Annotated in this window: 14 protein-coding genes and 1 tRNA gene; 6 read left to right on the top strand and 9 right to left on the bottom strand. The window is 39.1% G+C overall.

Translation table 11 applies throughout. The annotated features are described in order from the left end of the window. Positions 1-64 precede the first annotated feature (64 nt). From I4641_RS11190 to I4641_RS11180, 3 genes are all read left to right on the top strand, one after another. The gene (locus I4641_RS11190) at positions 65-253 is read left to right on the top strand and encodes a hypothetical protein (RefSeq protein WP_229640607.1); all 189 of its coding nucleotides are present in this window, start codon (positions 65-67) and stop codon (positions 251-253) included. Next, complete coding sequence (locus I4641_RS11185) at positions 250-2,313, top strand: AAA family ATPase (protein ID WP_229640606.1); 2,064 nt, start codon at positions 250-252, stop codon at positions 2,311-2,313. Before I4641_RS11190 ends, I4641_RS11185 begins: the two co-directional genes overlap by 4 nt. 91 nt (positions 2,314-2,404) lie before the next feature. Continuing rightward, positions 2,405-3,040 carry a DEP domain-containing protein gene (locus tag I4641_RS11180; protein ID WP_229640605.1) on the top strand — a complete coding sequence of 212 codons (636 nt, stop codon included), beginning with the start codon at positions 2,405-2,407 and terminating at the stop codon, positions 3,038-3,040. Between the two features lie 41 nt (positions 3,041-3,081). Here I4641_RS11180 and I4641_RS11175 read toward each other — a convergent pair whose 3' ends face one another. After that, entirely contained in the window at positions 3,082-4,302 is a 1,221-nt protein-coding gene (locus tag I4641_RS11175) for a DUF1501 domain-containing protein (RefSeq protein WP_229640604.1), read from the bottom strand. A gap of 36 nt (positions 4,303-4,338) precedes the next feature. Next, positions 4,339-5,880 carry a DUF1800 domain-containing protein gene (locus I4641_RS11170; RefSeq protein ID WP_229640603.1) on the bottom strand — a complete coding sequence of 514 codons (1,542 nt, stop codon included), beginning with the start codon at positions 5,878-5,880 and terminating at the stop codon, positions 4,339-4,341. 91 nt (positions 5,881-5,971) lie between these two features. On the opposite strand from I4641_RS11170, the gene I4641_RS11165 reads away from it, so the two are divergent. Further along, positions 5,972-7,174 (top strand): FAD-dependent monooxygenase, encoded by a 1,203-nt coding sequence (locus tag I4641_RS11165; RefSeq protein ID WP_229640602.1) that lies wholly within the window; start codon positions 5,972-5,974, stop codon positions 7,172-7,174. Between the two features lie 326 nt (positions 7,175-7,500). Here the strand turns inward: I4641_RS11165 and I4641_RS11160 are convergent. After that, a tRNA-Met gene (locus I4641_RS11160) sits at positions 7,501-7,574 on the bottom strand. Between the two features lie 141 nt (positions 7,575-7,715). On the opposite strand from I4641_RS11160, the gene hslO reads away from it, so the two are divergent. Together hslO and I4641_RS11150 are read left to right on the top strand one after the other, a co-directional pair. Further along, positions 7,716-8,609: an Hsp33 family molecular chaperone HslO gene (gene hslO / locus I4641_RS11155; protein ID WP_229640601.1), complete on the top strand. Its 894-nt coding sequence runs from the start codon at positions 7,716-7,718 to the stop codon at positions 8,607-8,609. A 183-nt stretch (positions 8,610-8,792) separates the two neighbouring features. Next, entirely contained in the window at positions 8,793-10,892 is a 2,100-nt protein-coding gene (locus I4641_RS11150; protein WP_229640600.1) for a chromosome segregation ATPase, read from the top strand. Positions 10,893-10,907: 15 nt separating this feature from the next. Here the strand turns inward: I4641_RS11150 and I4641_RS11145 are convergent, their stop codons facing one another. The 6 genes from I4641_RS11145 to tnpC all read right to left on the bottom strand — a co-directional run bounded on the left by I4641_RS11145 (position 10,908) and on the right by tnpC (position 19,795). After that, the gene (locus tag I4641_RS11145; protein ID WP_229640599.1) at positions 10,908-11,255 is read right to left on the bottom strand and encodes a 4a-hydroxytetrahydrobiopterin dehydratase; all 348 of its coding nucleotides are present in this window, start codon (positions 11,253-11,255) and stop codon (positions 10,908-10,910) included. A 5-nt stretch (positions 11,256-11,260) separates the two neighbouring features. After that, positions 11,261-11,422, bottom strand: a complete 162-nt coding sequence (locus I4641_RS11140; protein ID WP_229640598.1) for a hypothetical protein — start codon at positions 11,420-11,422, stop codon at positions 11,261-11,263. A 317-nt stretch (positions 11,423-11,739) separates the two neighbouring features. Next, entirely contained in the window at positions 11,740-12,135 is a 396-nt protein-coding gene (locus I4641_RS11135) for a universal stress protein (RefSeq protein ID WP_229640597.1), read from the bottom strand. A 211-nt stretch (positions 12,136-12,346) separates the two neighbouring features. Then, a complete protein-coding gene (locus I4641_RS11130) occupies positions 12,347-14,980 on the bottom strand; it encodes a PD-(D/E)XK nuclease family protein (protein WP_229640596.1) in 2,634 nt (877 codons plus the stop codon). Positions 14,981-15,090: 110 nt separating this feature from the next. Beyond that, positions 15,091-17,964: an isoleucine--tRNA ligase gene (ileS, locus tag I4641_RS11125; RefSeq protein ID WP_229640595.1), complete on the bottom strand. Its 2,874-nt coding sequence runs from the start codon at positions 17,962-17,964 to the stop codon at positions 15,091-15,093. A 448-nt stretch (positions 17,965-18,412) separates the two neighbouring features. Then, on the bottom strand, positions 18,413-19,795 hold the full coding sequence (gene tnpC, locus I4641_RS11120) for an IS66 family transposase (RefSeq protein ID WP_229640594.1): 1,383 nt from the start codon (positions 19,793-19,795) through the stop codon (positions 18,413-18,415). Positions 19,796-20,069 lie beyond the last annotated feature (274 nt).

Genomic DNA, 20,069 nt, shown 5'->3' with positions numbered 1-20,069 from the left:
AGCGATCGCCATCTAGCGATCGCTTTTTTTTTATTTTAAGATTATTATATTACTTATATTATAAATGAATAAAAATAATCAATCATCAAACCTAGATTTAAGCTCTATTCAAAAACCGATTACTAACGCGCCACCAGAAGTAAAACAGATTATAGAAGAGGTTTTAAAATTAGAAAAGGACAAACTATATTTAAAAACTCCCAGGAATATTAACGAAGATATTTTAAAGATTATCAAAAAAGTCGTGCAATGAGACTAATCCACCTGCAACTGTGTAACTTTCGGCAATTCTATAGCAAAACACCACAAATTCAATTTGCTTGGGGAGAGAGAAATACCACGGTTATTTATGGTAATAATGGTGCGGGAAAAACTACAATTCTCAATGCTTTTACCTGGGTATTATATGAAAAGTTTACCGCTGCATTTGCTTCTCCTGAATTATTAGTTAATCAAAGAGCAATTACTGAAGCTAATCTAGAACAAGCAGTAGAATGTTGGGTGGAGTTACAGTTTGAACACGATCGCAAGCTTTATCAGATTAAGCGGAAGTGTTACGCCAACAAGATTTCTGAAACTCAAGTTAAATATAGTCCGACTAAATTATTTATGTTGGTGGCGGGAGATGATGGGCGATGGTATCCAGCCTTAGAAGCAGCAGAAGATATTATCGAACGAATTTTACCAGCTAGCTTACATCAATACTTTTTTTTTGATGGAGAAAGAATTGATAGCTTTTTTCGACACAATCAGAATCATAATATTGCCGAGGATACGAAAGAATTACTGGGAGTCAAGATTTTAGATCGGGCGATCGACCATTTGAAAAAAGCCAAGAGAACTCTACAAGAAGAATTACAAGAATTAGGAGATGCTCGAACTAAAGAGTTATTGAGCAAACAAATAAAACTAGAACAAGAAGGGGAAGAGTTAATCGCTAGCCATCAAAAAAATATCGCTACCCTCAAACAGTTAGAACAACAAAAAGTAAACTTATCTCGTCAGCTTTTAGATATTAGCGGTGCGGATAAAATACAGCAACTCAAAGCTAAATTAGTAAGTCAACAAAAAAATCTTCAAAAAGATTTAATTCAAAATAAAATTAAGCTCAAAAAAATATTATCCCAAGCAAGCTATACGGTTTTTCTTGGCGGTATGAGCGATCGCTTTTTAAAATTGCTGCAAAACCTACGCGATCGCGGTCAACTATCTAGTGGAGTCAAGCAAGAATTTATCGAACAACTGTTAAACCGACAAAGTTGTCTCTGTGGTACTAGTTTAATTCCCAATACAGATGGCTATAATAATGTTAAAGCTTGGTTAAAAAAAGTAGAGTTAAAAAATATTGAAGAGTCTGCTATTCGCTTAGAAACTCAAGTAGCCAAAATAGAAGACAATACCAATGACTTTTGGCAACAATTAGATCTACAGCAAGCAGCAATAAACCACCAATATTTAGCACTAAATCGACTAGAATCAGAAATTATTCAAGCAAATAAACAACTACAAACCTATCCCGATCGCGATATCCAAAAATTACAGCAAAAAATAGAACAAATAGAAACAAAAATCAAAACTTCTATTTTAGAACAAGGAATCAATCAACAACAACAAAGCGATCGTGCCGAGAAGTTGCAAAAGCTAGTCAAGCAAATTACCCAACACCAACTAACAGAAACCAAACAAAAAATAGCCCAAAAACGGATTAACGCTACTCAAGAATCCATCGCCAGACTAAATAAAGTCAGAACTCGTTTAGAGCAACAGTTTCGCTTGGCATTAGAACAAAAAGTACAGGAAATATTCAGTTTTATCTCTTTTACCCCTTATCTTCCCAAACTCAGTCCTAGCTACGAATTGACTTTAGTACAAAATATTCTAGGCACAGAAGTTTTAGTAGCAGCTTCTACAGGAGAAAATCAGATTTTAAGTCTCTCTTTTATTGGTGGAATTATCGACCGCGTAAGACAATGGAGTCAAAGAAATACTTTAGTCGGATATGACAGTAGTACTTTTCCTATAGTCATGGATTCTCCTTTTGGTAGTTTAGACCAAATTTATCGACGACAGGTGGCCAAAGCAATTCCTGAGTTGGCAAATCAACTAGTTATCTTTGCTACCAAAACCCAGTGGAGAGGAGAAGTAGAGACAGAAACAAAATCTCGAATTGGTCGAAAATATGTGCTAACCTATTACTCTCCGAAAATAGATTGCGAACCAGATTGGCTAGATTTGGAGCGACAAAATTATCCTTTAGTTAGACACAGTTTAAACAATTTTGAATATACTGAGATTGTGACCGTTGAATCTTAATCTTAAGAGCAAAAAAACTAATAATTAATCTTCGATCTAGACCGAGTATTACATCATTCACTTAGAGGATAACAAGAGGAGAAATACAACAATGTTGCTCTTAGACAATACAGAAGTAAAACATTGCAAACTGAAAGACAAAGAGAATCTCATACCAGGGGTTATCTATAGTAACAAAATTTTCACTAGGGCTAAAGCATTTCCTAAAGAAGAATTAGAAGTAGCTATCAAAGAATGTCGTGAAAATTTTTTAGATCACGAAGAACGTTCCAAAATACCCACGTTACTAATCAAAGGTAAAACTACTGTTGGTATTTGGATGGAAAACAAACGTTACAAGAAAGAAGATATCATACAGGCTTCTGGCGATCGTCAATCATCTAGTATCAAATCTGCCGAACAAGATAGTAGTAAATCTACAACAGATACCAGTCGCATTAGTACCAGACAAATTGCCTCCAAAATGCGTTCGGATAAAGGTGTGGAAATTAAAACTCGTCGCCACAAACTAAAATTATACCAACGTTGTTTTCTTGGCAATGAAGCAGTAGATTGGATTAGCAAGGAAGTTAAAATATCTCGATCTGATGCTATAAAAGTCGGGCAAAAAATGTTAGAGAAGGGATTTTTTAGTCATGTTACTGATGACCACAATTTTAAGGATGAAGGCTTATTTTATCGTTTTAACGAAGATAAAGATAAAAGCATTTGGAATAGTAATGTTTAATTCCTGAAAACTTCAAAAAAAATAGCAATAAGCAAATTAGTTCAAGCAAAAAAATCGATTTTATTAGTTAATTTATAATCAGGAAAAACTCTATTCAAACTATTATGGGAAACACTCAAATGCTGTTGTAAAATAAGCCCCAGAACTTCTCTAAAATCTGTAGTTACGGATAAATCCCTATTTTGGTGTAGTACGGATTGTTTTAAACCCAGCCATTCTCCATAAATTTCGCCACCACGTATTGCTCCTCCCAAAAGCCACATTGCGTTTCCATGCCCATGATCTGTACCTCCATTACCATTTTCTTTGACGGTACGACCAAACTCAGACATCACAACGATCGCCGTATCGGCATAAATTGGTTCTAATCCTTTGACTAGGGTTGCCAAACCTCTACCTAGATCGGGCAGCAGTCTATTGTGCATAGCTTTTTGATTAATATGAGTATCCCAGCCCCCTACATCCATAAATGCCAGTTGAGTTCTAGTATTGCCCACCATTAATCTAGCTACTTCAGCAGCATCATCCACAAAGGCATTAACATTTGTGGCTCCTCCAGAAGCAGAGATCATTTCTTGATTTAATTCTGCTATGACTATTTCTCTAGTTTTCAATCCATCTTGATATGCTCGACTGAGATCGTCTGTCCCACTATACAAACTATTAAAAGCTCGATTAACATAGGGATTATCTGTACTAATTCGTGCAGTAGAATTTTTACCAGGCTTTAAATTGGCTATTTTCATTTGACCCTTGAGTATCAGAGGAGTCGTTACTCCCACATTGAGAGCCTGTGTTGGTTTTTCTTGGGGTAATTCTGCCAGAAGACGATTCATCCAACCATCTGGGGTGGTTTTGACTCCTGGCGTGCCACTTTCCATATAATCTTGAGCTTGAAAATGCGATCGCTCTGTAATCTGAGTTCCGCTAGCATGAACAAAAGCCAAACTTTTTTGTTGCCATAAAGGCATCAAATCTTGTAGTTCTGGGTGCAAACCAAAAAAACCATCTAAATCCAATACACCATTCTTTTCGTGAGGATAGGGTAAGGCAATAGTTGGTCTAGATCGATAGTAATCTGCGTCTTGATGGGGGACGACTACGTTCAAACCATCAATAGCACCCCGCAAAAATATTACCACTAGACGTTTTGGTCTACTGGTTTGAGCATCTGTTTGAGCAACACAACTATTTAATCCGACGGGAATTAGCATTCCTGCGGTAGAGTAACTCAATGCGGTTAAAAAATTTCTTCTTTTCATGGGTATTTACTTAAATCAAAACTTAAATCAAAAAGATTAACGATACATTGCTTCGGGGCTACCCAAAATTAATACGGTGCGGAGATTGGGTGACTGGGTAATTGCTTGTTTGGTTTGAGGAGAGAGTTCCCCTATATTACTGGCTAATTTTGGATATTCAATTTCAGCGTCTGGATTCAATCTTTTATTAGCTATTGCGCTAGCAAAAGTAATTCTCTGCAACATTGCTTGAGGGTTGAGCCAAGCATCTTGAGTATTTTTATAACCAGTCGGTGGAACGCATAAATATACTGGCATTGATAGTTGACGCAGCATTCCCTGCATGCGCTCAAAGTTTGGTCGATCGATTTCTGCCATTCGTACCAAAGAAACTAAATATTGATAGGGGGTTTTGAATTTTTGTTGATAGTCGCGACTAGAAAATTCTGGGCTATGAATTAGAGCATCCATAACTACTTTGATATTGCCGTTGCTAGTTAAAAACTTTTGTGCCAAAGAATCTACCAAATTAGCTGGTGGGTTATCGGCGACAAAATATTGTGCCAGTTTGTAGCTAATAAAATGGGCTGTTGCAGGATGACTTGCCAAAATATCTAAAGCTTGTCTCCCTTCTTCAATTCCTTGGGCGGTAATTTGGCGATCGAGAAATACTTTTTCTCCAGGATCGTGACGCTGACTATTAAAGAAAAAACCGTCTTCATTACCTCGTTTGCCATTATAGTCGACTGTCCAACCTGTCAAGATTCTGGCTAGGGTAATAATGTCTTGCTGAGAATAGCCTCCATCAATTCCTAAAGTATGAAGTTCCATCAATTCACGGGCATAATTTTCGTTTAATCCGCTATATTTTCCTTTTGCCGAACTACTTTGAGGATTGGTATTCAACTCATTATCTAGGTAAATCAGCATAGCTGGGCTAGTAGCTGTAGCTTCTAACAAGTCCCGAAAATTACCTAAGGCGCGATCGCGAATTTTGTTTTCATAATCGCTCAACCAAAAATGAATCGCTCCTTTATTAACAAATACATTAAAGTGATTGAACCAAAAATCTACCATTACTTCCTGCAACTGGCGAGAAGAATAAACTGCTCTGGCTAAATGAACTTCTGTGGCAGAATCTCTTGCTGTTTGCTTTAAATTGTTTTTCTTTTGTTCGAGTTTTTCTATTTGGCTGTTCGATAAATTAGGATTATTTTTCAGTTGTTGATTGAGAGCAGCATACTGACGCTGTAGTTCTAGAGGTTTTTGGTAAACAGAGTTGAATTTCTCTAGATAGGGAGTGAAAGCAGGAGATTCAGGGACATTTTGTGGCTCTAACTGCTCTTGAATGTAAGCTTCAATGCCTTTCGTTTTTACTGCTTGTAATTGTTCAGAAGTCGCACCAAAGCTCAAACGTCCTAAAATATATTCACTATCGGATTGAGATAAGCGATCGCTAGCTTGGACGTTGGAAATCGAACTAAACCAAAACATTGCCCCGCAAACTAAGATTATTGCCCAACAACGTAGTTTTTGCTTCATGGTTTGAACTTGGGGATTTAAAATCATATAGACTCCATAGTTTTTATTTTGGTTCATTCCCGACTACATCGCCTCCTATTGTAAACGGCACTTTTTGAGATATTCTGAGCAAGTAGTATTAACTGGTCATCGATCGCTAATAATTGATATGAAGCAGGTTGTAATTGTTGGGGCTGGACCTACAGGTGCTACCCTAGCACTGCTGTTGGTAAAATGGGGTATAAAAGTCAAATTAATCGAAGCATCTCGCGATTTCCAGCGGTTGTTTCGCGGGGAAGGCTTGATGCCTAGTGGATTAGATGCCCTGGAGCAAATGGGCTTATTAGAATTAATTGCAGATATATCCCATCAGTCTATTGATGCTTGGGATTTTTTGTTATCTGGCAAAAGTTTGTTTCGCGTTAACGAACCCATTGAAAAAAATGGTCAACCCTGCACTACGGTTTCTCAGCCTCATTTACTCAGTGCAATTATAGAACAAGCTCAGGATTATCCCCAGTTTGAATTTATTCAAGGAGAAGCGGTTAAAGATCTCGTCCAGGGCTTGAAGAGGGTCAATGGTGTTAAATTAGCTTCAGGTCAAGAAATTATGGCGGATTTGATAATTGCTGCGGATGGACGCAATTCTGTAATTAGGAATAAAGCTGGAATCGAGTTAACTAAATTGCACAGTAGTATTGATATCCTCTGGTTTAAATTGGATTCTGGCGCGTTGAGTAAGTCGGAGAATACTTTTTATTCTATTATTAAAGGGCGCGACGCATTTGGTTTATTCCGCGCTTCATCGGGTAAATTCCATATCGGTTGGGGACTACACGCCGATGATGATTATGACTGGAAAGAAACTGATTGGGCGCAAAAACTAGCCGAAACTGCTCCTCCTTGGCTGGCAAAGCATATTGAAACTCATGGAGCAAGCTTAACCAAACCGATGCACTTATCTGTAGTTGTGGGACGTTGCGATCGCTGGTTTTGCCCTGGATTATTATTGTTAGGGGATGCTGTTCATCCTATGTCCCCAATTCGCGCCCAAGGGATTAATATGGCGTTTCGCGATGCTATTGTTGCAGCCAATCATTTAATTCCTTTACTCATTCAACCCGAAATAAATTGCGATCGCATAGATAAGGTATTACCTTTAATTCAACAGGAAAGAGAGCGAGAAATTATTTGCATTCAGCAATTGCAAGGTCAAGAGATGGCTCAAGCAGAATTACTTCACAAGAGTGCTTTCTTGCGTTGGGGTGCTAGAACTTTTGCGCCAATAATTCGCCCTGGTATTCGAGCATCTTGGTTGAGGCGGCAAAGACAACTTCGTCAAGGAGTAACTAAGGTGCGTTTAAGTATTTAAGCAATGAGAATCGAGCAACCTTTCAGTTAGCCTTCCGTGGGGAAAGCCCCGCGCTCTGTCACCAAGTCCTTCGGGCTAAAGTAATAACGGGACTTAAACAAAAATCATGCCTAAATAAAGCCCAAACTGGCTTTATAAGCTGTAAATACGTCACTATTGGCTTTCTCTAGAAGTTTAACTAACTTATCCAAGCTCTAAAACTGATCTAAATTTGATCTAATTTTAAAGCATTTTTAAGAGCGTTTAGTCTCTTTTGAGAGTTTTTAAGATACTGCCAAAAACTCTTAACTATTGCTGTTAGTGGCTCTATACTTTGATTATTAAAGTGTCAGAGGGGAGACTTGAACTCCCGACCCTCGGCTTATGAGTCCGATGCTCTAACCAACTGAGCTACTCTGACATATCGGTGTAAATCATATCAAATTTCGTTGGAAATTTGCAAATAAAATAACATAATAAAAACTTATACTATTTTTAGCAGCGTCAACTAGTCAAATTTCAGTACAGTATGAAAGACATAATATAGAAAATCTTTAAGAGAATGACGGATAAATTAATTCGAGCCACAGCAGCAGATGGTGGAATTAGAGCAGTGGGGATAATCACCACAAATTTAACTGAAGAAGCAAGACAAAGACATAAACTCTCTTATGTTGCAACCGCAGCTTTAGGACGTTCTATGGCTGCTGGACTACTACTAGCTTCTAGCATGAAAAAAGAAGACTCAAGGATTAATATTCATGTTAAGGGAGACGGCCCGTTAGGGACAATTTTAGCTGATGCAGGATTAGATGGAACAGTAAGAGGATATGTACAAAATCCTAGTGTAGAGCTTCCTCCTAATGAAAAAGGAAAACTAGACGTTGGTAAAGCGGTCGGTCATAATGGCTATCTGCATGTAGTTCGAGATGTGGGTTACGGACAGCCCTACTCTAGTACGGTAAAGCTCATTTCAGGAGAAATTGGCGAGGATGTTGCTCATTATTTAGTTACGTCCGAACAGCTTGCTTCCGCGCTGTTGGTTGGGGTATTTGTGGGAGAAACAGGAGTTACCGCTGCAGGAGGAATTTTGCTACAGATAATGCCTAAAGCAGCTCATGATAACTCTTTGATTGAATTACTCGAATCTCGGGTAGGTGGACTATCTGGCTTTACTCCTTTATTGCGAGAAGGTAAGAGTCTCCGAGAGATTATGGAACAACTATTAGGAGATTTGAATCTATTTGTATTTCCTGAATCTCAGGAAGTGAAATTTGATTGTGGTTGTTCTTTTAATCGAGTATTGGGCGCGCTTAAAATGTTGGGAGAAGCAGAACTACAGGATATGATTGAAAAAGATGAAGGTGCAGAAGCCATTTGTCAATTTTGCGGTGAAGTTTATCAAGCAAATGAAGCTCAATTGACAAGATTAATCGCCGATCTAAAAGCCAATTAAACAAACTTTTTGACTTATAAAACCTCAAGGTGTGGCAAAGGTTGTTATCTAAATCAATTCTTGATGAGATAGACACAACTGTAGTATTTACTCAATAAATAAGAGTGATAAGATGGGATACGATTTAACCGTCACCTTGGGGAAATCGAAGATACAGTTATTGGCATCAGGATCGGGTAATTTATGGCGATTAATGAAGAACCACTAAACTTTGGCTCGGATTCTACTCAGGATGAATCTGACGCTAGAATTAATGATGACAAGCCAAAACAGCCAGAATTCAATTCTACCGAGACTTTCTCTGTCGACATAAGTGAAAAAAAAGAGAACGTTAGTCCAGAACAGAATTTACAGGAAAATACACTCGTGCCTTTGACTCCTCCTAAACCTACTACCATTACCCCTGTTGTTCAACAATCTGAAATAGCTACAACCAAGTTCAAAAAAATCCCCCTATGGAAAAGGTGGCAGCTATGGGGAATCTTGTTGGTATTGTGTTCTGGCGGAGTGGGGTATGGAGCAACTACGATGTTGCTTAAATTACCTAAAACTCAAAGCTGCTCTAAGGTTTTCTGGCCGATCGCATCCGCTTCAATTCGCCTCTATTGCGCCCAAACCGCTGCTGAAGAAAAAGATGTTGCAGGGTTACTAGCAGCGATAGAATTGGTGGCAGTATTACCTGAAAATCATCCTCTCCGACCAGAGATTGATCGCAACATCGATCGCTGGGCAGCAGGAATTCTCACCATTGGTGAAGATGAATTTCAAGAGGGGAATTTGGAAGAAGCGATCGCCACTGCCCAGAAAATTCCCAGAAATCTTTCGTCTAAAGAATTGGTAGACCAAAAAATAGAGCAATGGAATTCTATTTGGTCCGAAGGAGAAGAACAATACGCCAAAGTAGAAGAAAAACTGCGAGAAGCAGATTGGAATGGTGCTTTTAATTGGGCAGTACGTTTGACTGATAGTTCTAATCAATATTGGGCAACAACTAAATATGAGGAAAGTATTAATAATATTAATGTTGCTCAAGAAGAAAATGCCAGCTTGACAAAAGCTCAAACGGAATTAACTAATGGCACAATTGAAAATCTTATTATTGCCATAGATCGAGCTGATGATATCAAAGAAGGCAGTTATACCTACGAACAAGCTCAAGAAATCATCCAAGAAGGAAAAGAGAAATTGGTCGCTAATATGGAACGACTGATCGAACGAAGAGACTGGCAACAATTATTGAGAATTACCCCTCGTATTCCTCGCAGTCTCAATTTGCAAAAGAGAGTTGAGGATTGGCAAATTTTGGCAAATGCAGGCTCCAGCGCACAGCTAGATACGGTATTTGGTATTGAAGAAGCCATTGAAGAGGCAGAGAAGTTAGAAAAAGATAGTGAATATTACGATTTAGGACAAAAACTAATTAAGAGTTGGACATCAGAAATAGACGGGGTACGTCATCTATCTAAGGCAAGAGAAATTTCTAGAGTAGGAACAATTGCCAATCTTAATCAAGCGATCGCCGAAGCTAAACTAGTTTCTAGCTCAAACCCCCGTTATAGCGAAGCTCTACAAGAAATTAATAAGTGGCGAGGACAAATACAAACTATTGAAGATCGACCAATTTTAAATCGAGCCCAAGAATTGTCCTATGGTAATAATATCAATGCTTGGCGTAGAGCGATCGCTGAAGTTAATTTGATTTCCCGTAGCAGTCCTCTTTACAGTGAGGCACAAAATTATGCTCGGACTTGGCGGGCTAATGTAGAAAGAGTAGAAGACGAACCAATTCTCGATGAAGCAGATTCTTTTGCCAATATTAATAATTATCCCGCAGCTATTGATGCAGCTAGAAAAGTAAGATCGGGTAGAGCTTTGTATCCCGAAGCTCAAAGTAGAATTAGCCGTTGGCAACAAGAAGTAGACGGACAAAAATATATATCAGAAGCAAATAATATTGCTCGCGGAAGCACCCCTGAAGCGTTAGCACAAGCAATTAGAACTGCCAGACAAGCCTCTCCCAATAGTTCGGTTTATCCTCAAGTGGTACGGGATGTTAATGACTGGGCAGCAGAAATTTTATCTATTGCCAGACAAGCTTCTGATAACTCTTTAGAACAGGCAATAGAGATTGCTGCCCAAGTTCCTTCTGGTACTACTAGTTTTTCTACCGCTCAAGAGGAAATTAAAGCCTGGAAAATTAGAATTGCCCCTCCCCTACCCGAAGCAGTTCCACCAACTTTTAAATTAGATAAACTCAGAAAACAACGCGATCGCCAGAATTAAAATAACTAACAATTACTAATTATCTTCTTTGGCGATCGCATCACTCTTAGCTGCCATAATAAAATCGTTGTGGTGGAGTGCTTTTAAAGCGTGAGTCCACCAGGTAACAGTTACTTTGCCCCATTCAGTTAATAATGCAGGGTGATGCCCTTCTGCTTCGGCAAGCTTGCCAATGGAATTAGTAAAAGCTAGCGCGCTGACAAAATCAGGAAACTGATAAACTCGTCGCAGACGCAATTCACCATTTTCGGTAATCAAATTCCAGTCTGGAATCTGAGTCTTATAAGTGCTAATTTCTTCGGCTGTAGCTGGAGGTAAACTGCCAGTGCAGGGGACACATTTTTGCTTTAATAATTCTGTCATTACTCTTACTCCTTCGCTTTTGGTCGTGTTGGAGATCGCCTTGTTTCTCCTTCACAATAGCCCAAATCATACATACTCGCTGCTTGAGGATCGTGTTCTGGAACTTGTTTTGGTTTACCCGCCCAAGCATCGTTTTTGCCTCGATCGATCCAATCCTGGTTAGTCATGTATGGGTTAGAGACTCGATCCATAATAGTCTGCCTCTTATTTTATTTATTGATACTTTTGTTGTATCAGTTTTTATCTTTGCCATAATCTTTTTGCAACTATTCTATAAGCTTCACAACTTCCTCAAGCTTAGGATCTATGTTGAGATCTATGTTGATGATTAGAAGTAGAGGCGAGTAAATGAAACGCAAATCAGCCCAAAACATTTGATAAATGACTATAGGGAAAAGATTACCATTATAGACCAGGAAGTTTGCGATCTTCTCAATTGGCAAACTGGCAAAAATTATGCAGGATCTTGTTAATATAAGATCAGTTAACTAACAACTAACACGGGGCAATTAGCTAAATTAATCACGCGGTTAGTTGCGCTATCCATGGCAGCTTCTTCGTCGATTAGACCCAAACCCCGACAACCCATAATAATCAAATCAGCATCAATCTCATCTGCTACATCACAGATAGTAAAAGCAGGAATGCCCACTTTTTCAAGAGTTGCAGCCTGAATTCCCTGACCAGCAAAGAAGTTTTTGGCTTTTTCTAGCAGTTTTGCCACTTGTTCTTCTGAAGCCATTGCACCTTCGGCATCTTCTTCTACAACCGAGAGAATAGTCAATTTGCTTTGATGAATTCTCACCATATTGGCAGTAAGTTCGATCGCTTTGCGCGCTTCTCTAGTTAATTCTATGGGAAATAAAATATTCTTAAACATCTTGAAACCTCAAAAAAGCTAATTATGTCATCGATGGTCAATGGTTAAAGACTTCGATTTTAGAAGGGGATAGGTTTTAGCCCTAAAGGATAGCGCGATCGACAGGGATAGGGTGCAGGGAATAAGAACATTTATATATTTCGATTGCCAGCAAAGAGTATTGTGTCAGAAAAACGCCGATTTACTGAGAAATTTTACTATTTTTTATTGTTTATTGATTTTTACGACTCAAGCGATCGCCTTGGCGACATAGGAAGTCATAATTACAATAGCGACAGGCTTTACGATCTATGTCGGGGTCAACGGGATAGTGTCCTTGTTGGAGGTGAGATTTTACTCGTTCGGCAAAAGCAGACAACTGGGCGGGATCTTTTTGCGGGCTACTGATGGTTTTTTGCTTGGTAATGGAATAATAGGCTGCGGTATCGATAGTTTCAGCAGGATGTTTTTCGGCGATCGCATCTTGGTATACTGCTAGTTGAATATCTAGATTGGCTTTCCCCGTCTCATCTTTAACCCCTGGGGGAGTTAAGCTACTAGTTTTGTAATCAATTATTGCTAATCCTGCATCGGTGCGATCTATGCGATCTACTTGTCCCTGTACCTCCAAGCCATACCATTGGGTATCAAACTTGGTTTCGGTGGCGATGACTTCTCTTTCTGGGGGAAGAAAATCAATACTAGCTAGATTAAGGGAGAGTAAATCTAAGTGTTCTTGTCTTTGAGCCTCCCATCCCGCTAATTGAGTTAGTTTTAATTCTTTTTCCGCAGTTTCAAAAGCTTTGACTAATTGTTCTCGATTGAATTTGGCTAGATCTTTGGCAGTTTTGATTTGTGCTAGAGATAATTCTAAGCAACGATGATACAAACTTCCGCGAAAAGCAGGACTAAGATCTGATTCTGCTTCGTTCAATTCTTTTAATTTCAGTAATCTCGCGCTAAACCATTTAAAAGGACATTGACCTAATTGAGTTAATTGAGAAGCACTAAAGATCTTACTCTGGGGATCGATCGCGATGCCAATTACCCCATCGTATTCGTCAGGCGCGGTTGTACTTTCTCTTGCTGCTTCTACCTGCCACGCTTTGCTTATGTTCGGTAGCTTTAATGACAAACTTGTAGCTTCATCCAATAAACTAGAACAGCGTAAATATTTTTGTCTGGCAGACTCTATACTAGCTAGGGGTAAGATATCTAAAGGAGTAGGTTGCAATCCCAAGCGGGTTAAATAAGGGCTAGGTAAACAAAAGGCGCGATCGACTAACTCTGGATAAGAAAAGGTAATTTGTTGGGTTGCAATATTCAAAAAACAGTAAAAATAAAAAGTTTCTCGTTGAGCGATGTCTACGGCAGTTACAATTTCTAAACCCTGCTTGACTAGCTGTTTGCGACTGTAAAAATCTAAAATAGTATCGTTAGTAATTTCCGTCGGCAAAATACTTGATGCACTACCCAAGAAAAATACATAAGGATAGCTAGTACCCAATAAAGAAGTAGGATTGTATAACTTTATTCCTCCAGTTCCTGGTTGAGCATTAGTAGTTAATAAAGCTAAAATTTCGTTTATTTCATTAACAAAAGTTTGCTTGCTTATTACTTGTTCTTTAGGATTGCTTAATTCATTTAAAGCATCTTGAATGCAATAAAATGCAACCATCTCTCGCGCCCAAAATTTCCCTTTTTCTAAAATATCCCAAGTAGTTAGAATGTCCTGCAAACGCTCGATCCAAAACTCCCGCGAATAACTATTTTGAGTCAAATCGAGCAAACTTAAATCTACTTCCAACTCTTGCCAAGCTGCTAAACCTTGGGGATGGATTTCTCTGGCGGTTGACCAAATTTCCGCTGACATATATCTAGCCAAAGGATGAGAGAGTAATTTTGCTGTTGTTTCAAAAGGAAAATTATCGCGCAACACTTCCAATAAAAGCTTTAACCACGCACCCATGCGAGTTTTTTCCAAGGGAATGTCATAAGCTACCTGTACGGGTAAACTATATTCCTCAGCAACATCGATTAGAGTCTCGCCATATAATTGTTCGTCGTTTGTTACCAAAACAATATCTTTGGCTTCAACCCCTTGAGTCAACAAAATTTTTACTTGAGTTAAGACTCCTCGTATCTCTTCTTCCAGATTGGAAAAAACATTTAAACTCACCCCTGGAGGTAAACTCGCCTTTTGCTTAAAACACTCCTGAAGTTTGTGATTTATTCTCTTTGTCTCTCTAAATTCCCATCCTTGAGACTGCAACCACGCCAAAGATTTTTGATTTTGAGGATAGAGATCGTCGGTTGGCAATACCAGAATACTATCTTGATCTGCGATCGCATTAACGATCGCAAGTTCGTCTTTAGTTGGCGCAAAATAACCATAAAATAAATATGGTTTCTGGTAAGCAATATCGATCGCTCCCTGCCAATATAACTCAGCTGCATCAATCCGCTTTCTGTGTCTTAATTGGGCTTGATAGGCGATCGCTAAACTAGCTAATTGTTGTATTCTAGGATCGGTATTTTGCTGCAATTGCTGAAGATCGATACCGCTACGAAATAGGTCTTTAATAGCAGTTAAAAAAGCTTTTGCCGTTCCTTCTATATCTTTAGTAGAAATAACTTGTTTAACCGCATTCTGCAACAAACGACGGCTTAATAAAACCGAAGCAATTCCCCAACCTTGACGGCGCACAATATTTTGGGTCAAACTCTCCAAACTATAGTGAGAGATTTTAACCTGAGAATGAGTAATTTGCCTAATATAATGAGCGATCGCGCTATTGGGAGTAATTATTTGTAGATTAGGCTTAAATAACGACGGATTTAACTCAGAAACAATATATTTACCCATAATTACTCATATGTGAATCTGTATCCTTTAGGGCTGTTTTAACCTGGGACGATCTGCAAAAGAAAAGCGATCGCATTCTTCCAATTAATCTTTTTTATTCCCAGGTTCAATTAAAACGTGCCTTTTAAAGCATAATTACACCGATCGCAAATTGTCGGATCTTCAACAAAACTACCGACAGACAAAGAATAGTTCCAACAGCGATCGCATTTCTCACCATCAGCTTTCACGACAGCAATATTAGCAATCTCGGATTCGCTTTTGTATTCGGCATCGGGTAGAGAATCGAGTAATTCTACTTGGGAAGTAAGGAAGAAATAACGCAATTCGTCTACATTTTTCTCACTTAAAGTATCAGAAGAATTATAAAAAGCTAGCTTGTCTTTTAACGAAGCATCGGCAACTTGCAGTAATACCTTCGCATCCAAAGAAGAACCGATCGCTTTAGCTGTTCTGGCTTGTTCCATTACTTTGTTTACTTCATCTCTTAGATTGACAATAGTTGACCAAAATTCTTTTAGTTCAGGTTTTTGCCATTCAGACTGCATTTCTACCCAACCAGATTCAAACACAGATTTGTAACCTGTTTCATAGGGTAAGGCTTGCCAAATATCTTCTGCCATGTGGCACAATACAGGTGCGATCGCTTTGGCGATGTTTTCAATGGCTACAGATAATACTGTCTGACAGCTACGACGACGAAAAGCATCGAGACTGCTGATATATAGTCTGTCTTTGGCGATATCTAAATAGAAGTTGGATAAATCGACGACACAGAAGTTCTGGATCGCTTGGAAGAAGCGGAAGAATTGATAGCTTTCATAGGCTTCTGTTACTTCGGCAAACACCTCTGTCATGCGGTGCAGCATATACCGATCTAATTCGGGCAAGTCTGCATAAGCTACAGCATCTTTTTTAGGATCGAAGTCGTGTAAGTTCCCCAACAAGAAACGAGCCGTATTCCTTACTTTGCGGTACATATCGGAAGTTTGCTTGATGATATTTTTACCTACACGCACATCCGAGGAGTAATCGACGGAAGATACCCAAAGACGCAGCACATCCGCGCCATAAGCAGGTTCTTGTTTTTTATTATTACCTCCTTCGATAATTAATTCTGGAGCGATACCATTGCCCTTAGACTTACTCATCTTAAAGCCCTTTTCATCTACTACATAGCCGTGAGTAAGGACGGTTTTATAGGGTGCAATACCATTAGTTGCGACGCTGGTAAGCAAGCTAGATTGAAACCAACCACGATGTTGATCGCTGCCTTCAAGATACATATCAACGGGATATTTCAAGTTTCTACCTTTGGCTACCGCAGCCCAAGAAGATCCAGAATCAAACCAAACATCCATCGTATCTGTACCCTTGCGATAGGTGCGTCCATTATTGCGATATTGTTCGGGTAATAATTCCTCTACAGATAATTCCCACCAAGCATCAGAACCCTTTTCGGCGACGATCGCTTTTACATGGTTAATAGTTTCTTCGGTTAACAATTCTTCGTTGGTTTCTGTGTCATAAAAGACGGGAATTGGTACACCCCAACTACGCTGGCGAGAAATACACCAATCAGAGCGATCGCTTACCATAGGAGTAATGCGTTTTTCTCCCTGGGCGGGAATCCAAGTTACCGTGGAAATTGCCTTTAATGCTTCATCGCGGAATCCTTCAACTGAAGCAAACCACTGTTCGGTAGCGCGGAAAATAGTAGGTTTGCCCGTGCGCCAGTCATAAGGATATTTGTGGGCGTATTCCTCATGTTTGAGCAATGCCCCTGCTTCTGTTAGTGCATCGATGATTGCTTGATTACCTTCGCTAACTTTTTCGTTGCCCTTTGCCACTACCTGCAACCCTGCAAACTTACCTGCTTCCTCGGTAAACCTTCCCCCATCATCTACAGGAGAAAGCAGAGGTAAACCATACTTTTGACCAGTGATATAGTCTTCTTGTCCGTGTCCTGGGGCAGTATGGACTAATCCCGTACCTGATTCTGTCGTGATATAGTCGCCACCAATCACAACTTTACTCCCGCGATCGAATAAAGGATGGGTGTAAGTGCTATTTTCTAAAGCCTTACCCAATAAGGTAGTCTTAACGGTTAAATCGGTTTCTAAGGTGGCAGATAGTTGTTCGACTAAATCCTTAGCTACAATTAAATACTTTCCATCGGGTGTTTGGGCAACAGCATATTCTAATTTATCGTTAACTGCCACTGCTAAATTACCAGGAATAGTCCAGGGTGTAGTAGTCCAGATTGCAACTTTCAGATTGGGTAAATATTCTTTTAATTCTGCTGCACCTTCTCCCAACTTACTCACAGGAAATGCTACATAGATACTAGGGGAAGTATGCCCTTCAGGATATTCTAATTCTGCCTCTGCCAATGCGGTACGAGATGACGGACTCCAATGAACGGGTTTTAAACCGCGATAGATGTGTCCATTTAAAACCATTTGCCCAAAGACTTCGATTTGCGCTGCTTCGTAGTCGGGAGTCAAAGTTAAATAAGGATGTTCCCAATCACCCCAAATACCATAACGTTTAAAACTGGCACACTGTTCTTGTTGGGCTTGGAGGGCAAATTCTTTAGCTTTTTGACGTAGTTTTAGGGGAGTTAATTCTTTTCTTTCTTTAGACTTGATCTTTTGCAAGACTTTTAGTTCGATAGGAAGTCCGTGACAATCCCACCCAGGGATATATTCAGTCTTGTGTCCCTGCAAAAGCTTATATTTATTGATTATGTCTTTAAGAACTTTATTCAGCGCATGACCCATGTGCAAGGCACCGTTAGCGTAGGGAGGGCCATCATGAAGAATAAAGGAGTCTTTAATATTATTCTGTGACAGTTGCTCGTAAATTTTGTTTTCTGCCCAAAATTGCTGTAATTCTGGTTCACGCACCACGGCATTGGCACGCATATTAAATTCTGTTTGGGGCAGATTTACGGTTTCTTTGTAGCTTTTTGCTTCTGTCACAGTTTCAACTAGTTGAATTTAGATAAGGGTGTTCTTACTTTCTCATCTGTATATTATTACTCGATCGCCCTACTTAATTACAGATTTTTCAAGGCGATCGCTATTTCTCAGACATTTTAGTTGCTGTTTTATAATTATGACTATACTAGTTGACCATAGTTAATTTAATAATGTAATGAAGAAAATTCAGATATCGACTTTTAAAGCAGAATGTTGTGACTGGAAGCATAATCTTGCCACTACAGGAAGCATAACTTTGCTATTTCAAACTCTACAACACTGATTCTTAGGTTCAGCAATTTTAGCGATCTACTTTATTCAGGAAGCATATAATTGCCGAAAGTTTAAAATAGAAGCATAAGCTTGCCAGGAATATTATCGGAAATAATAGATAGCTTAAAGTATTGTACTTACTAGATTAAAGAAAAAACGTAACTACTCAGGTAGCCTAAGAAAAAACGGGAAGCTGACCAGAAAAAATATCAGTCAAAACTTGAAGTAAATTCATGTTTTGTTTTCTAGCAGTAGAAAGAACAGAACGTATATTGGTAAAATCAACAGCACGATCTGCATTACGAAAGCAGCCAGAAATTTTCTGCTTACATTTAATCATCCGTAAATCTCGTTCTGCTTGATTATTCGTAAAAGGAACATCAACAGAGTCGAGAAAACGAAGTACATCACAGCTAAAATTCTGTAATCTTAGCAGCAGATTGTGACCAACCCGACGCTTGAGTCGCCCTCGATTTCCTTTGCGACTCAGGGGTGGTTGAGATTGATGAAAAATTAATCCTCTTTGAATAATCGATTCATACAGTCGATGAAGTCGATTGACAATGGTCTTAGGAATGGTCTGAGGATAAATGTTTTGGTACTTGTTAGCCAGACATAATAATTGTTTCATTGACTTTGCCCAGGATTCATTCTCGATTTGACTTAAAGCTTTAAGCTCTCTCAAATGATGGGCATTACATAACTGGTGAACTACATTATCTATCTGATAATAAGGCTTCCAATGGTCATGAACTACTACCCCTTTTATCCCCATCAATGGTTCTAGGTCTTTACGTTTGGTTGCTATTCGATACCAAGTTACGGTTTCTGTGGAAACCACGTGTAACCAATTAGTCTTTCCTGCAATCCGTAATCCCGTTTCATCTAGATGCTTGACGGGGGCTTCTCTGACTCTGGCTCCTAATTCTTCCGTCAGAGGAATTATGGCACTTGCTAGTGATTTACTGTGATTAACGATTGTCCCTTCGCTGATAGGACAACCAAACAGGTCTTGGAATATTTCACTCAATCTCTTTTGAGGAATAAAATGCTGATGCTGAAGATAAGCACAGGTGGCTTTAAGTCCCCCTCCATACTGTACTGGTGCTTTAACTAATGGGGGGAATTTTCCCTCTACTTGAGAATGACACCGAGGACATTGCTTAATTTCTACTCTGTGTTCGGTAACTTCTATTGAGGGTTTTGGTATGTCAAACACTTGGCGTTTGATGCTTGATATTATGGTCGATTTACTGAGGCTGCACCCACACTCACAACAAGTTGATGGTGCTGAATGGTTAACTATTCTATCTGGTTCTAGTACCTGTTTTAAGGTTTCCCCATGATGACCTTTCTGCCCTCCCGACGACTTTTTACTTTTACTACGAAGACTTTGGGTTCTTTTCGGTTTTTTCTTTAATCCGTCAGAAGATGGGGGTTTGGAGCTATTGTCACTGTTCAAACCCAAACGCCTCTCTAGCTCTGCTATCCTTTCCCGCAGTGCTTGATTTTCTTTTTCTAGGGCTTGGATTCTTTGCTCTTTTTCTGCTCCTGTCATAAAACCAAAGTATCATTCTTTGGTTCTCTTTTTCACTGACTTCTTTCTCCTACCTGAGTAGTTACGAAATTTTTTGATAAAATTTGTAGTTTCAGAGATGTCTAGTAAATAATTTTCAACTTGCTCGTTAACCCCAAAACCCCAGAAAAATAGAGTACAAACATTATCGGGCTGGGCTAAATTCAATCGCTTTTGTTTATCTACCTAAATGGCAACCTGTCCAATACTTCTTGTTTAAGGATTAAGCAGTGCTAATAATCGAAAAAGTAAGCTG

Source organism: Waterburya agarophytonicola KI4 (assembly GCF_020640915.1).
GTDB classification, from domain to species: Bacteria; Cyanobacteriota; Cyanobacteriia; order Cyanobacteriales; family Xenococcaceae; genus Waterburya; species Waterburya agarophytonicola.
The sequence above is the reverse complement of the archived record's forward strand: the minus strand, read 5'-3'. Positions and strand labels throughout refer to the sequence as shown.

Bases quoted from the DNA above. Each gene is read 5' to 3' on its own strand.
- hslO (WP_229640601.1), top strand. From the start codon at position 7,716: ATGACGGATAAATTAATTCGAGCCACAGCAGCAGATGGTGGAATTAGA.
- I4641_RS11130 (WP_229640596.1), bottom strand. From the start codon at position 14,980: ATGGGTAAATATATTGTTTCTGAGTTAAATCCGTCGTTATTTAAGCCT.
- I4641_RS11185 (WP_229640606.1), top strand. From the start codon at position 250: ATGAGACTAATCCACCTGCAACTGTGTAACTTTCGGCAATTCTATAGC.
- I4641_RS11140 (WP_229640598.1), bottom strand. From the start codon at position 11,422: ATGACTAACCAGGATTGGATCGATCGAGGCAAAAACGATGCTTGGGCG.
- I4641_RS11145 (WP_229640599.1), bottom strand. From the start codon at position 11,255: ATGACAGAATTATTAAAGCAAAAATGTGTCCCCTGCACTGGCAGTTTA.
- I4641_RS11180 (WP_229640605.1), top strand. From the start codon at position 2,405: ATGTTGCTCTTAGACAATACAGAAGTAAAACATTGCAAACTGAAAGAC.
- I4641_RS11165 (WP_229640602.1), top strand. From the start codon at position 5,972: ATGAAGCAGGTTGTAATTGTTGGGGCTGGACCTACAGGTGCTACCCTA.
- I4641_RS11170 (WP_229640603.1), bottom strand. From the start codon at position 5,880: ATGAACCAAAATAAAAACTATGGAGTCTATATGATTTTAAATCCCCAA.
- I4641_RS11190 (WP_229640607.1), top strand. From the start codon at position 65: ATGAATAAAAATAATCAATCATCAAACCTAGATTTAAGCTCTATTCAA.
- I4641_RS11135 (WP_229640597.1), bottom strand. From the start codon at position 12,135: ATGTTTAAGAATATTTTATTTCCCATAGAATTAACTAGAGAAGCGCGC.
- I4641_RS11150 (WP_229640600.1), top strand. From the start codon at position 8,793: ATGGCGATTAATGAAGAACCACTAAACTTTGGCTCGGATTCTACTCAG.
- tnpC (WP_229640594.1), bottom strand. From the start codon at position 19,795: ATGACAGGAGCAGAAAAAGAGCAAAGAATCCAAGCCCTAGAAAAAGAA.
- I4641_RS11175 (WP_229640604.1), bottom strand. From the start codon at position 4,302: ATGAAAAGAAGAAATTTTTTAACCGCATTGAGTTACTCTACCGCAGGA.